14 protein-coding genes are annotated in these 12,879 nt (G+C 67.0%); 7 read left to right on the top strand and 7 right to left on the bottom strand.

Going from position 1 to position 12,879, the window contains the following annotated elements:
* The first annotated feature begins 28 nt into the window (after positions 1-28).
* The gene (locus AC1DDO_RS20430) at positions 29-724 is read left to right on the top strand and encodes a redox-sensing transcriptional repressor Rex (protein ID WP_476868981.1); all 696 of its coding nucleotides are present in this window, start codon (positions 29-31) and stop codon (positions 722-724) included.
* A 51-nt stretch (positions 725-775) separates the two neighbouring features.
* On the opposite strand, the gene AC1DDO_RS20435 is transcribed toward AC1DDO_RS20430, so the two are convergent.
* The 3 genes from AC1DDO_RS20435 to AC1DDO_RS20445 form a co-directional block, all read right to left on the bottom strand.
* Positions 776-1,615 carry a hypothetical protein gene (locus AC1DDO_RS20435; protein WP_476868980.1) on the bottom strand — a complete coding sequence of 280 codons (840 nt, stop codon included), beginning with the start codon at positions 1,613-1,615 and terminating at the stop codon, positions 776-778.
* 238 nt (positions 1,616-1,853) lie between these two features.
* On the bottom strand, positions 1,854-2,570 hold the full coding sequence (locus AC1DDO_RS20440; RefSeq protein WP_476868979.1) for a hypothetical protein: 717 nt from the start codon (positions 2,568-2,570) through the stop codon (positions 1,854-1,856).
* A 238-nt stretch (positions 2,571-2,808) separates the two neighbouring features.
* Positions 2,809-3,357, bottom strand: a complete 549-nt coding sequence (locus AC1DDO_RS20445; RefSeq protein WP_476868978.1) for a YceI family protein — start codon at positions 3,355-3,357, stop codon at positions 2,809-2,811.
* Between the two features lie 213 nt (positions 3,358-3,570).
* Between AC1DDO_RS20445 and AC1DDO_RS20450 the strand changes: the two genes are divergently transcribed.
* The 5 genes from AC1DDO_RS20450 to ccsB are packed head-to-tail and all read left to right on the top strand — an operon-like array spanning position 3,571 to position 8,551.
* Positions 3,571-4,236: a histidine phosphatase family protein gene (locus AC1DDO_RS20450; RefSeq protein WP_476972625.1), complete on the top strand. Its 666-nt coding sequence runs from the start codon at positions 3,571-3,573 to the stop codon at positions 4,234-4,236.
* A 2-nt stretch (positions 4,237-4,238) separates the two neighbouring features.
* Complete coding sequence (locus tag AC1DDO_RS20455; protein WP_476868976.1) at positions 4,239-4,859, top strand: TlpA family protein disulfide reductase; 621 nt, start codon at positions 4,239-4,241, stop codon at positions 4,857-4,859.
* Positions 4,860-4,872: 13 nt separating this feature from the next.
* Positions 4,873-5,628: a cytochrome c biogenesis CcdA family protein gene (locus tag AC1DDO_RS20460; protein ID WP_441409698.1), complete on the top strand. Its 756-nt coding sequence runs from the start codon at positions 4,873-4,875 to the stop codon at positions 5,626-5,628.
* Positions 5,628-7,433 carry a cytochrome c biogenesis protein ResB gene (gene resB / locus AC1DDO_RS20465; protein ID WP_476972626.1) on the top strand — a complete coding sequence of 602 codons (1,806 nt, stop codon included), beginning with the start codon at positions 5,628-5,630 and terminating at the stop codon, positions 7,431-7,433. The genes AC1DDO_RS20460 and resB overlap by 1 nt, the downstream gene beginning before the upstream one ends.
* A complete protein-coding gene (gene ccsB, locus AC1DDO_RS20470) occupies positions 7,433-8,551 on the top strand; it encodes a c-type cytochrome biogenesis protein CcsB (RefSeq protein ID WP_476972627.1) in 1,119 nt (372 codons plus the stop codon). Before resB ends, ccsB begins: the two co-directional genes overlap by 1 nt.
* A 105-nt stretch (positions 8,552-8,656) precedes the next feature.
* On the opposite strand, the gene AC1DDO_RS20475 is transcribed toward ccsB, so the two are convergent.
* Both AC1DDO_RS20475 and AC1DDO_RS20480 read right to left on the bottom strand, forming a co-directional pair.
* Positions 8,657-9,460 carry a hypothetical protein gene (locus tag AC1DDO_RS20475; protein ID WP_476868973.1) on the bottom strand — a complete coding sequence of 268 codons (804 nt, stop codon included), beginning with the start codon at positions 9,458-9,460 and terminating at the stop codon, positions 8,657-8,659.
* Between the two features lie 418 nt (positions 9,461-9,878).
* A complete protein-coding gene (locus AC1DDO_RS20480; protein ID WP_441409702.1) occupies positions 9,879-10,307 on the bottom strand; it encodes a PLD nuclease N-terminal domain-containing protein in 429 nt (142 codons plus the stop codon).
* A 129-nt stretch (positions 10,308-10,436) separates the two neighbouring features.
* Between AC1DDO_RS20480 and AC1DDO_RS20485 the strand changes: the two genes are divergently transcribed.
* Positions 10,437-10,760 carry a DUF4229 domain-containing protein gene (locus tag AC1DDO_RS20485; RefSeq protein WP_476868972.1) on the top strand — a complete coding sequence of 108 codons (324 nt, stop codon included), beginning with the start codon at positions 10,437-10,439 and terminating at the stop codon, positions 10,758-10,760.
* Here AC1DDO_RS20485 and AC1DDO_RS20490 read toward each other — a convergent pair.
* The gene (locus AC1DDO_RS20490) at positions 10,757-11,638 is read right to left on the bottom strand and encodes a 1,4-dihydroxy-2-naphthoate polyprenyltransferase (protein WP_441409704.1); all 882 of its coding nucleotides are present in this window, start codon (positions 11,636-11,638) and stop codon (positions 10,757-10,759) included. The two genes, AC1DDO_RS20485 and AC1DDO_RS20490, sit on opposite strands and share 4 nt — an antisense overlap.
* A 73-nt stretch (positions 11,639-11,711) precedes the next feature.
* The gene (locus tag AC1DDO_RS20495; protein WP_476868971.1) at positions 11,712-12,872 is read right to left on the bottom strand and encodes an AMP-binding protein; all 1,161 of its coding nucleotides are present in this window, start codon (positions 12,870-12,872) and stop codon (positions 11,712-11,714) included.
* Between the last annotated feature and the right edge of the window lie 7 nt (positions 12,873-12,879).

A 12,879-nucleotide genomic window follows, 5' to 3' on the forward strand; every position in this document is an offset into this window, starting at 1 on the left:
AGCACAACGCGACGCAATGGAGCAGATAGTGACTTCGCTGGATTCATTTTCCGAGGCTGTGCCCGGGGGAGCCGGAACTGCCGCCAAACAGATACCACCCGCGGCCGTGGCCCGGTTGACCATCTATCTGCGCGCCCTGACCACACTGCTGGCCGACGGGGTGGACCGCGTCTCCTCCGAGTCGCTGGCCGAGGCCTCCGGGGTCAGTTCCTCGACGCTGCGCAAGGACCTCTCCTACGTCGGCTCCTATGGAACCCGGGGTGTCGGTTACGAGGTCCAGTACCTTAACCGCAACATCGCTGCCGCCCTCGGGCTGACCCATGACTGGAAAGTCGCGATCGTCGGTGCCGGCAACCTGGGCAAAGCCTTGGCACGGTACGGCGGATTCGAGTCGCGGGGCTTTGACATCGTGGCGATATTCGACGCCGACCAGATGGTGGTGGGAAGCGAAGTCGGCTGGTTGCGGGTCAGCGACGCCGCCGACCTTGAGCCGGTACTGCAACGGACCGGCGCCAATATGGTGGTCCTGGCACTGCCCGCAGCGGTGGCCCAGGACGTCTGCGACCGGGTGATTGCCGCAGGCGTGCGGAGCATCCTCAGCTTCGCGCCGGTGATGCTGCAGGTCCCGCCGGGGGTCAACCTCCGCAAGGTGGACATGGCCACCGAACTGCAGATTCTGGCCTATCACGCACAAAGGGCGCAGGATCCGGAGGGCGCCGACTAGTTCGGCTTGGCCTTCCGGTTCCCGCGCCCGCTGCACGGTTCGCTTTTGCGGCTACTTCCCGAAGGGGGCCCCGGGCTGCCCGTAGGGGTTGGCGAAGGACTGCCGCTTCTGGAAATAGGGCGACGATGCGGGCAGGTACAGCAGGACGATCGCCGCGATCCCGACCAGCGCCGCCAGGGTGGCAAGGCTGAGCGGGACGATGTTGAAGACTGACAAAGCGGCGAACACGGTGCCCAGGATTCGGGCCCAGTTCTTGCCCTTGCGGACATTGAATGCGACGAGGGCGTAGAGTCCGGCGCTGATGACGGCGAACACCACGATGGTGCCGACCAGGATGCCCCTGATGGACTCGAAATCGACGCTCGTGCCGCTCGATGCCATCTGCTGCTCGAACAGGTCCCGGACGGCAGGGGTGTCCAGGGTTCCGAGGGACACCAGCATGGAGATGACCCACACGGCTCCGGCTGCGATGATCAGCCAGAACGACGTGTTGACCAGCTGGGGAACTACGCCCGGAGCCTGCGGCTGTTCGGACGGGTACTGGGCATAGGGGGACTGGCCGTAGGCCGGGGGCTGCTGCCCGTACTGCGGTGCGTTCTGACCATACTGCGGGGCGTTCTGGCCGGAGGCCGGCGGCGGCGTCTGCTGCCCGTACTGCGGGGCGTTCTGACCGTACTGCGGTGCCTGCGGTGCGTTCTGACCGTACTGCGGTGCCTGCGGTGCGTTCTGGCCGTAGGCCGGCGGCGGCGTCTGCTGCCCGTACTGCGGTGCCTGCGGCGCGTTCTGGCCGTACTGGGGGGCCTGCGGCGCGTTCTGGCCAAACTGGGGAGTGGACTCCCCGCCCGGCTCGGAGCCGTTCGGGGGCGGTGGCTGGACTGGAGGGTTGCTCATGAAGCGGTCCTTTGCGTGTCGATCACTGAATCGGCCACCGGGACCAGCGCTCGTGCCCTGCCCCCAGCATGGTTTAGCTCAACCGTACCGCGGGCGGGCCGCCGTGTGGATCATTCCGGAGAGGTATTCTCAACCCTCATTCGAACTCCATCACGGCCACGGCACGAACCTGGCCTGACGGCCCCAGGGAAGGGCCGGCGCCGCCAGGATTGGCCGGGATTCCCCTGGAGCGGCGGGCCTAGATTCGGCCCCGGTTTGCGACAAACCAGGCCTGTGCGTTCGGCAGCCACATGAGCACGGTGGCCACCAGGCTGATGAGGAAGCCCGGCAGGCTTCCGCCGCCCCGCCCGTCGGCGACGCCGGCACTGATGATCGTGAGCACCAGGGAGACGCCGACAAGAATGGTGAGGGCAAAGCGGGCCCACTCCCTGCCTTCCTTCATCTTCATGGCCAGGACGATCTGGGCAGTTGCCAGTGCAAGGGCAACGATGACAAGAAGCAGCACCAGGAGCCCGATTGGCGGCGCGAAGGCGATCAGGACAAAAGACCCGAACAATCCGATGATTCCACCCAGAAGGCCCAGGAGTCCGCCGATAAGCCAGATCCAGTACGAGACCTTCAGTTCAGTGGGCATCGCGGCGACCTTGAACATGCCGGAGAGGCCTCCTACAGGCAGGGCCTCGCTGAAGTTCCTGGGCCGGTCGGCCGGTATCTCGAAGCGGAATCCGCCCGTAGGCGCGGGCTGGCCCTGGTACCCCGGCGGTGGTGCCTGGTATCCGGGCGGTGGTGCCTGGTATCCGGGCGGTGGTGCCTGGTATCCGGGCGGTGGCGCCTGATACCCCGGCGTGGGCGGCTGGTTGACCGGCGGTTGCCCTGGGCCGGCTGGCGGGACGTTGCCCGACGCGGGAGGTTGCGCGCCCGGCTGCTGCGGCGGTACATCACTCGGGTTGCTCATGGCTCTCACTGTAGACCGCCGATTCCTTGATATCTAGGAAGCTATCCGGGGACTCCCGGGCCTGTCGCGGTGCCGTTATCAAGGGATCCTCCGCGGCCCCATCACTGGCAGAAACTCCGGAAGCTGCGGCGCCGGAAACGGCAGCGCCCTGCTTCCTCGCGGGGAGGAAACAGGGCGCTGGAGTGAGGTGCCGCGGAAGGCGCTTACCGGGCCAAAGCGGTCCTTACTGGGCTGCTGACTAGGCTGCGGGAGCGATGAAGGCCAGTTCCAGGTTGATGGCAACCTTGTCGCTGACCAGCACGCCGCCGGCTTCGAGGACGGCGTTCCAGGTCAGGCCGAAGTCCTTGCGGCTGATGGTGGTTTCGGCGCTGAGGCCGGCGCGGGTGTTGCCGAAGGGATCGACGGCCACTCCGTTGAATTCGGTCTCGAGGGCCACGGGGCGGGTGATGCCCTTGATGGTGAGGTCGCCCTGGAGCTCGTACGCGTCGCCCTTGGGGACGATGGTGTTGGAGACAAAGGAGATCTCCGGGAACGTCTCGACGTCGAAGAAGTCTTCGCCGCGGACGTGACCATCGCGGTTGGCGTCGCCGGAGTCGAAGCTGGCGGTCTTGATCGAGGCGCTGACCTTGGAGTCGGTGACGTTCTCGGCGAGATCCAGGGTGGCTGCGGCGTCGGTGAACTGGCCGCGGACCTTGCTGATGCCGGCGTGGCGGACGGTGAAACCGATCTCGCTGTGTGACGGATCGAGGGTCCAGGTGCCGGTGGTGACGTTTGCGGGAAGTGCCATGATGATTCTCCTTGAGTCGGGTTCTACTGCGGTTGGTCCGTCTGATCGTTAGTCGAAGCATCATTGGTTGAACTCTCAACTAACTGCTTCACCCAGTATAAACATGCATTTGCATCTTTTATTCCAACTCCGGGGAACATTTTTCCAAACTCCTCAGTTCTACTTCTCGTAGAAGATTTCAGATCGACCGTCATCTTTGAGAAACTGGTAGACATGCCCCAAGCCACTGTTCATTTGCTCCGCCACGGCGAGGTCCACAATCCCGATGGTGTCCTGTACGGCAGGCTGCCGGAATTCCACCTCTCCGAACTCGGCCGGGAGATGGCCCGCACGCTGGCGGAACACTTCAGCGTGCGTTCCGCACAAGGGGCCCGGATTGTCCACCTCGCCGCGTCGCCGCTGACCCGCGCGCAAGAGACGGCACAGCCGATCGCCGATGCCCTGGGCCTCGAGATCGCCACCGAGTCCCGCATCATTGAGGCCGCCAACTACTTTGAGGGCATGCACGTCTCCAAGGCCGAACTGCTCCGCCCGAAGCACTGGGCCAAGCTGTACAACCCGCTGCGGCCATCCTGGGGCGAGCCGTACAAGGTGCAGGCCGCGCGCGTGATCGCGGCAGTCCAGGATGCACGCCTCCGGGCCATCGAGCTGGGCGGCGACGGGGCCGAGGCCATCCTTGTCAGCCACCAGCTGCCCATTTGGGCCACGCGGCTCAGCGCCGAGGGCAGGCCGTTGTGGCACGACCCGCGCAAACGCGAGTGCACGTTGACGTCCCTGACCTCCCTGGTGTTCGACGACGCCGGCGGCCTCGTGCGGGTCGACTACAGCGAGCCCGCTGCCGCCCTGCTGCCCGGTGCCGCCAGCACCCCGGGAGCCTGACCATGGCCAGGAACCGCCACGAAGGGACTCCACTGTCCCGCCGCCATGTCCTGACCGCCGGCGGCGCCGCCCTGGCCGCCGCGTTTGGGCTGTCCGGCTGCGCCCAGGACGACGCCCTCGCCAAGCAGGCCAAGGCCGGGGACAACAAGAACTACGTGGCCGGCGACGGTTCCGTGACCGAATTCGCCGTCGCGGACCGCAAGAGTCCGGTGGCGCTCAAGGGGACGCTGTTCGACGGCACGGCCGTCACCTCGGCGGACTTCCCCGGCAAGGTCACCGTGCTGAACTTCTGGTTCGCCGCCTGCGCCCCCTGCCGGGTCGAGGCGCCCTCCCTGGAGGCGCTGAACCAGGAGTTCAAGAGCAAGGGCGTGCAGTTCTTCGGCGTCAACCTGCGCGACGAGAAAGCCACTGCCGACGCGTTCGACAAGACCTTCAACCTGACCTACCCGAGCTTCAACGACAAGGACGGCGCCGTGCTGCTGGCCGTCTCCGGACTCGTGCCGCCCGGCGCGGTGCCCACCACCCTCGTGCTGGACAAGCAGGGCCGCGTCGCTTCCCGGGTCCTGGGCGAAATCCAGCCGGGCACCCTGAAATCCCTCATCGCCTCCGCCGTGGCCGAGTAGCGCGGTCCGGACAGTGAACAGCCCCTTCGCCGAAGCCATCCTCAACGGATCGCTCCTGCTCGCCATTCCCGTCGCATTGCTGGCCGGACTCGTCTCCTTCCTCTCGCCCTGCGTCCTTCCCCTGGTGCCCGGATACCTGGGCTACGTCACGGGACTGACCGGCGTCGACCTGCAGAAGCAACGGCGCGGGCGCATGCTGGCCGGCATCGGGCTGTTCGTCCTCGGCTTCTCCGTGATCTTCGTGCTGCTCGGCGGGGCCTTCGGGCAGCTGGGCAGCCTCATCACCGGAACGCAGAACAGGTGGATCACCCAGCTGCTAGGCGTCCTGGTGATCGTCATGGGCGTGGTGTTCATGGGCGGCTTCGGCTGGCTCCAGCGCGATGCCAAGATCCATGCCAAACCGCCGGCCGGGCTGTGGGGCGCGCCCCTACTGGGCGTCACCTTCGGCCTGGGCTGGGCGCCGTGCATCGGTCCCACATATTCCGCCGTCCAGCTGCTCAGCCTCTCCGGCGGCTCGTCCGCGGCCAAGGGGGCGTTCCTGGCGTTCGTGTACAGCCTTGGGCTGGGAATCCCGTTCCTGCTGATCGCCCTGGCCGTGCGCCGCGGCATCGGCGTGATGTCCTTCTTCCGAAAGCACCGGCTCGCCATCCAGCGCACCGGCGGCGGCATCCTGGTCCTCCTCGGGATCCTGATGGCCACCGGCGTGTGGGGCACCTGGGTCTCCGGGTTGCAGTACTGGTTCCAAACCGATGTGAAATTGCCAATCTGATGAGCGAGCGCGTGAACGTAAAGAAGAAGAAGTCCCCGAAGTCCGAGGCAGTCCTGCCCTCGTTGGGTCCGCTGGGCATGCTCCGGTGGGCGTGGACGCAGCTGACCAGCATGCGCACGGCCCTGTTCCTGCTCCTGCTGCTGGCCGTCGCGGCCGTGCCCGGATCGCTGTTCCCGCAGCGCCCGGCCAACCCGGCCATCGTCACGCAGTACATCAAGGACCACCCGGACTACGGGAAGATCCTGGACTCGCTGCAGCTCTACGACGTCTACTCCTCGGCCTGGTTTTCCGCGATTTACATCCTGCTGTTCATCTCGCTGATCGGCTGCGTGATCCCGCGCGCCATCGCGCACTTCAAGGCGATGCGCTCCCAGCCGCCGCGCACCCCGGCAAGGCTGTCCCGGCTCCCCGAATACGGCACCCTGGTGCTGCCGGCCGACGCCGGGATCCCGGCGTCGGAAGCGATTTCCGACGCCGCGGAGCTGCTGAAGAAACGCGGCTACCGCGTGGACGTCCGGGACCGCGACGGCGACCGCCCCTCCCTGGGCGCCGAACGCGGCTTCCTGAAGGAAGTGGGCAACCTCGTCTTCCACACAGCCCTGATCGGTGTGCTGGTCTCGGTGGCCGCCGGAGGCCTCTTCGGCTACAGCGGGCAGCGGATCCTGGTGGAGGGCGACACGTTCGTCAACACGCTCGTCGGCTACGACCAGTTCACCCCGGGCACCAACTTCCAGAGCAGCCAGCTCCAGCCGTATTCGGTCCAGCTGGACAAGTTCGACATCACCTTTGACCGTGAATCGAAGGGCAAATTCGGCCAGCCCATCGACTTCAAGGCGGCCGTGACCACGAAGGAAAACCCGGACGCGCCCGCCAAGAAGGAAGTGCTCAAGGTCAACGACCCGCTCAGCCTCGGCGGCACCAGCGTGTACCTCACGGGCAACGGTTACGCCCCTGTGGTCACCATCCGCGACGGCGCCGGCAATATCGCCATGCAGGGTCCCGTGGTCGCCAAGCTGCAGGGCGAGAACTACTACTCCTCCGTGGTCATCAAGGTCCCGGACGCCAAGCCGGAACAGCTCGCCTTCGCCGGGTTCTTCCTGCCGACTGCGTTCGTCACCGACCAGGGCGTGTCCTTCAGCGGCGATCCGGAGCTGATCAACCCGCAGCTGACCCTGAACTCCTACTTCGGCGACCTCGGCCTGGACGCCGGCTCCCCGCAGAACGTCTTCGAACTCGACGTCAAGAAACTGACGCCGCTCAACGCCCGCAACCTGGACACCAAGGGCATCGTCCTGGCGCCCGGAGGCAGCTACACGCTGCCGAACGGGAAGGGCTCCATCAGCTTCGACGGCGTGAAGCGCTACATCGGCGTGGACATCCACCACAACCCCGGCCAGCTGTACGCCCTGATCTTCGCGCTCCTGGCCGTCGCCGGGCTGGTGACCTCGCTCTATGTGAACCGCCGCCGCGTCTGGGTCCGCACGGGCACCCACGAGGACGGCCGCACCATGGTGGAGTACGGTCTCCTGGCCCGCGGCGAAGACCACCGGCTCGCCGGCGAAGCCGCCGCCATCCGCAAACTCCTGTCCGGCGAATGGCAGCTGGGCGAGGACACCGCGCCCGGCTCCCAGCCAGCTCCCAGCGCGACGGCGGATAATGACCGGGCGGACAACGCCGGCACGGCAAGAAGCAGCACGGCAACAGGCAGCACGGCAGCCGGCGGCACGCACGCCGTCACTGAACAACCCGCAGAAGACTTCATCCAGTCAACAGCCGGCTCGTCCGAGTCGAAGAAGGATCAGTAATGTCGTTCCCGATCAACGAAACCATGGGCCAGTACAGCGAGCTCTTCATGCTGCTGGCGGCCGGCACGTACACGGTGGCGTTCATCGCCTTCGCCTGGGACCTGGCCAAGAGTAGCAAAATGCTGCGCGCGGTCGAGCTCAAGGCCGCGGAGCTCTCCGGGCAGGCCGCCGGGACCGATGCGGCCCGGATCCCCGTCGGCGTCGGAGCAGGAGCCGCCGGAGGCGCCACTGACCGCTCCGATGCACACATCAGCGGACCTGCCGGCCGTGCGGAGCGTCCGACGTCGGCCGTCTCCGGCCGCGGGGCGTCGGCGGGTGCGGGCCAGACCGCCGACGGCAGCATGCGCTACGGCGGCGAGCGGCGTGCCCCCGCGCGGGTGGCCGTCGCACTGACCGTCCTCGGCGCCGCCATTCATGCGGCCGGCGTGATCACCCGCGCGCTGGGTGCGGGCCGGGTGCCGTGGGGCAACATGTACGAATTCCTCACCACCGGCGCGTTCGTGGCCGTGGCTGTCTTCCTGCTGGTGCTGATCCGCCGCGACCTGCGCTTCCTGGGCACCTTCGTGATCGGCCTGGCCATCATCATGCTGGTTGCGGCTTCGATCTCCTTCTGGACGCCCGTGGGCCACCTCGTGCCGGCGCTGCAGAGCTACTGGCTGATCATCCACGTTTCCATCGCCGTGATGTCCTCGGCGCTCTTCACGCTGACATTCGCCATGTCCGCGCTGCAGCTCGTGCAGTCGCACCGGCAGAAGACCATCGCCGCCGGCGGTGCCGACAAGCTCGGGTTCATGCGCCTCGTACCGAACGCCCTCAGCCTGGAGAACCTCTCCTACCGCATCAACGCCATCGCGTTCGTCGGCTGGACGTTCACCCTCATGTTCGGCGCCATCTGGGCGGAGAAGGCCTGGGGCCGGTTCTGGGGCTGGGACACGAAGGAAGTCTGGACGTTCGTGATCTGGGTGGTCTACGCCGGATACCTGCACGCCCGCGCCACCCGCGGCTGGACCGGAACCCGGGCTGCCTGGCTGTCGATCGTCGGCTACCTGTGCGTGGTCTTCAACTTCACCATCGTGAACCAGTTCTTCAACGGCCTGCACTCCTACTCGGGGCTGTAACCACCAGCCCAGTGCACGATTTGACGCAGATGGCCGCCAAGCTAACCCGCTTGGCGCCCATTCGTGTCAGATGAGTGTGGGACAGATGAGTGTGGGACGGGGCGGTTAGGGGCGAGCACTTTTACGTCGGCCTGGCCTCGCACCCGAGCCGGGAGTCCAGCCCCGTTCGGTCAGCGCCGCACGCACGCGGGTAACCGCAGGCGGCTCCACCCCACGGGAGACCGGGGTCAAATGCCACTGGGTCAATACGACGACGCGCCACCCGGCATCCCTGGCGTTCTCATCCCGGAATATGTCGCTGCGGCGCTGAGCCGGACTGGCATGATGCCCGCCGTCGTACTGAATCGCGATCTTTTCTTGCTCGTAGGAGAGGTCAGGGTCCTGGATCCAACGGCCGGTCTCGTCGAACATGGGGACGTTTATTCCGGGTTCGGGCAGGCCATGCCGAACCAAAAGTAGCCGGAGTTCGGTTTCTTTGGGGGAGTCCGTGCCGGTCCGGATCAGGGCGCGGGCACGCATAGCGCGCCGGTAGCCCGCCCTGCCCTGTTTCCTTTCGAGGAATGCGTCCAGCTTTTGGATCGTGGTCAAGGGATTCCGCCGCCGCAGCAGGAAGTCCCCGGCAATCACCAGTTCATCGAGGCTCAGCATGCCTGTGAGATCGAACCACGTCCGCAGCGGCGAGGTGCAGCTCACCCTGCTCCCGCGCGCGATCTCGTCCGGTTCAAGTGACTGCTGATGGCCCACCACATTCTTATGGCGCACGGCCCGCTGGCCCGGCCGACTTGTCAGGTGGACGACAGCAGCGTTCTCAAAGGCCTGAGAAAGGGGGAAGCCCCACAGCACGGCCGCAGACAGGTGGCTCACGACTGCCCCCGTCACCGCAGTCAGGGCATGAACGCGTTCCAGCAAACTTTCGGGGTTGGCGGCCGGGGCGCGCACTCCATAACACGGGCTGACCAGATCCGTGGCCCGGGTCCGTCGCCGGCTCAGGCCTGCAGCGCGCCCCTCGGCCACGGTGAAGGGCTGGTTTCCAAGCTGCGGGGGAAGCTTACTGGGCTGGCGCATAAGAGGATTCTGCGCCCGTGCCGAGGGGGCTCGGAGGTTATCCACAGAGCGGGCACGGTGGGGGGAAGAGTAAGCCCCGTGGGCAGCACGAGCGCGAGCGGATGAGTGGTGGCCGTTCGCCGCAGAAGGCCGCTTCGAGGCTGGGATTCCGGCCATCTGTGGCTACTGGCCGCAAACAGGATTGCCAAGTGAGCGGTCCCCGTGGCGGAAACAGGGACTATTTAGCCCCGCGCCACTGAACCCCGCGCCACTGAACCCCGCGCTATTTAACCTCGTCGGTACCTTGCGTCCCGGCGTCGCCGGGTTCGTGGGCGTCGCCGGTGCCTGCTGTGCCTGCGGCTTCGGCGTTGCCGGCGTCGGGCTTGCGCTCCTTGGCGTCGAGTTCGTCCTTGAGCTTCTTGAGCCTGGCGGCCTCGGTCTGGTTGCGGCGGCGGATTTCAAGGTTGCGCAGGAATTCCGGGTCGTCGTCGGGCGCTACTGGATGGCTGTAGGCCACCGGGGCGGTGTCCGTAGCGCGGGGGCGTCCAAGGAGGAACCACAGGGTTGCGCCGACCACAGGGAGAAGGATCTGCACGAAGATCCAGGCGGTCTTGGAAATGCCTCTGGTCAGCCGCGCGTCAGTCCGGATGAGGTCGACCAGTCCATAGACAAACACGACCAGTATGACGATCGGAACCACTACACGGAGCATACCTTCAGTCTAGCCGTCGGGCGGCCCGACGGCGTCGGTCACTGTGTGCGGGTGCGGGCCGCCGGCGTTCCCGGCGCGGGAGGATGAGGGCCGAAGCGCGGCCGCCGTCCCGGCGGCTAAACTTGTGGGGTGGCTTTCCTCAAATACACCCTGATTCGGCTGGCGCTGTTTGCGCCCTTGTTTGCGCTTTTCCTCTACTTGCAGCTGGGAGTGCTCCTGGCGGCCCTGTGCGCCGGGATGATGTCCTTCGCCGTCAGCTTCCTGTTCTTCCAGAGGCAGCGTGACGCGGCCACCGCGACGCTGCACCACCGGTTCTCCGGCAAAGCCAAGCCACTGCGCAGCGCCGGCGAGGTGGCCGACGCCGAGGCCGAAGACCGCCTCGTGGACGCGAACCCCGACATTGCGGTCCGCGCGGACCAGCGCCCCAAGGATTCCGGGCAGCCCGGGTCCTAGAACCCGTGGCTGAGGACTAGTCCGACTGAAAACAGCGCGGCGAAGCCCAAGTTGATCAACCCGGTCTGCTTCAGGACGGGGATCAGGCTCTTGCGGCGCCGCCCGGCGATCATGAGCCAGGACGGCATGAGGCTGGCGGGGATCAGCAGCAGCACGATCAGCATCCACGGCCGTGCGGGCGCCAGGACGATCACCAGCAGGATCGCCACGGCCAGCATCAGCACGTAGCTTTCACGCGCATGCTTGTCCCCGAGCCGGACGGCCAGGGTTTTCTTCCCCGCCTTCCTGTCGGTGGGGATGTCGCGGACGTTGTTGGCCATGAGCAGCGCGCACGCGATCAGCCCCGTGCCGATCGCGCCGATGATGGCGGCGAGGCTGATCTGCCCGGCCTGCGTGTAGGTGGTGCCAAGCGTCGCGACGAGCCCGAAGAACACAAACACGAAGACATCGCCCAGGCCCAGGTAGCCGTAGGGGTTCTTGCCGCCGGTGTAGCCCCAGGCGGCCAGCACGCAGCCGACGCCGACCAGGATGAGCCACCAGGCCTGCGTGATGATCACCAGGACCAGGCCGCACAGCATCGCCAGGCCGAACGCCGCGAACGCCGCCCATTTGACGTGCTCCGGGCGGGCCGCGCCCGAGCCCACCAACCGGAGGGGACCCACCCGGTCCTCATCCGTGCCGCGGATGCCGTCCGAGTAGTCGTTGGCGTAGTTGACGCCGATCTGCAGGAGCAGGGCGACCAGGGCGGCCAGCACGGCGTTCAGCAGGATGAACGAATCCATCTCGTAGGCGGCTGCGCTGCCGATCAGCACCGGCGCGATCGCGGCGGGCAGGGTGCGCAGTCGGGCGCCTTGGATCCATTGTGCGGCTGTGGCCACGGTCAGTACCTCGTTGGTTCGTTGAATACTCGTTGGTTGGTGCATGGTCGGCAGGAAGCCGGAAGCTGCTTGTCTATTTTCCCTGATGGAGCGCATCCAGGAGGACCGTCATGCCCAGGCGGTCCGGTTTGCCGTTGGGGAGCATGAGCAGGTCCGCGGCGGGAAGGACCGTTTTCGGGGCCAAAGCGCCCAGCATGTGCCCCCAGGTCTCGTCCCGGCGGTCCGTAAACGCTGCCAGGGCTTCCGGGGAAGTGTCGGCCACGGCAACGTACGCGGCCAGGGCGTGGCCCCATTCGGCGGAGGGCACGCCGGCGACAAAAGCCGCCCGCACGCCGTCGAGCTTTTCCAGCTCGGCCTGGACATGCGCGGCGGAAACCTTGACGCCGCCGGTGATGACGACGTCGTCGGCCCGGCCGAGTACGGTGAGCCGGCCGTCGGCGTCGAGCTCGCCGAGGTCGTTGGTCCGGTACCAGCGGACGCCGTCTTCTTCGATGAACGTCGCGGCCGAGAGCTCGGGGGCCTGAAGATACCCGGCGGCGATGGTTGCCCCGCCAAGCAGGATGCGGCCGTCGTCCTCCACCCGGACCAAGACGTCCTCGAGCGGGAAGCCGTCGTACACGCAGCCGCCGCAGGTCTCGGACGAGCCGTACGTGGTCACCACCCGCACGCCGGCGTCCCGGGCTGCCGCGAGCAGCTCCGCAGAGGCAGGGCCGCCGCCGAGCAGGATGGCGTTGAAGCGCCGCAGCACGGCCAGGGTGTCGGCCGAGGGCGCGTCCAGGAGCCGCTGCAGCTGGGTGGGGACGAGCGAGGTGAACCTGATCTTGTCCGTGAGTTCCAGGGCCGCGGCGGTGAAGGCCTCCGGCGTGAAGCCGCCGGAGAGGTCCATCACCCACGGCCTGGTCCCCGCGAAGAGCGAGCGGACCAGCACCTGCACGCCCGCCACGTACTGCACGGGGAGGGCCAGCAGCCACTGGCCTTCGCCCTTGAGCGCAAAGGCGGTTGCCATTGACGAGGCCGCCAGGGCCTCGACGGTGAGGACGGTCGCCTTTGGTACGCCGGTGGACCCGGAGGTACGGACCACCACGGCCGCGTCCTCGATTCCGGCCGTGTCAGGGAATCCCAGCTCCGGGGAGCCGTCGTGCCCGGCGGAGAGTTCGACGGCGGGTCCCTCGCCGTGGAGGGCAGCAGCCAGCGCCTTGAGGACGGGCTCGATGTTCGTGGGTCCGGAGTTCACAGCGCGC

The sequence above is a fragment of the Arthrobacter sp. 10N43 genome (assembly GCF_056394525.1).

What these genes read in the sequence shown, in the direction of transcription:
- resB (WP_476972626.1), top strand. Translation starts at nt 5,628, where the DNA reads ATGAGCGAGCGCGTGAACGTAAAGAAGAAGAAGTCCCCGAAGTCCGAG.
- ccsB (WP_476972627.1), top strand. Translation starts at nt 7,433, where the DNA reads ATGTCGTTCCCGATCAACGAAACCATGGGCCAGTACAGCGAGCTCTTC.
- AC1DDO_RS20480 (WP_441409702.1), bottom strand. Translation starts at nt 10,307, where the DNA reads ATGCTCCGTGTAGTGGTTCCGATCGTCATACTGGTCGTGTTTGTCTAT.
- AC1DDO_RS20440 (WP_476868979.1), bottom strand. Translation starts at nt 2,570, where the DNA reads ATGAGCAACCCGAGTGATGTACCGCCGCAGCAGCCGGGCGCGCAACCT.
- AC1DDO_RS20455 (WP_476868976.1), top strand. Translation starts at nt 4,239, where the DNA reads ATGGCCAGGAACCGCCACGAAGGGACTCCACTGTCCCGCCGCCATGTC.
- AC1DDO_RS20450 (WP_476972625.1), top strand. Translation starts at nt 3,571, where the DNA reads ATGCCCCAAGCCACTGTTCATTTGCTCCGCCACGGCGAGGTCCACAAT.
- AC1DDO_RS20445 (WP_476868978.1), bottom strand. Translation starts at nt 3,357, where the DNA reads ATGGCACTTCCCGCAAACGTCACCACCGGCACCTGGACCCTCGATCCG.
- AC1DDO_RS20435 (WP_476868980.1), bottom strand. Translation starts at nt 1,615, where the DNA reads ATGAGCAACCCTCCAGTCCAGCCACCGCCCCCGAACGGCTCCGAGCCG.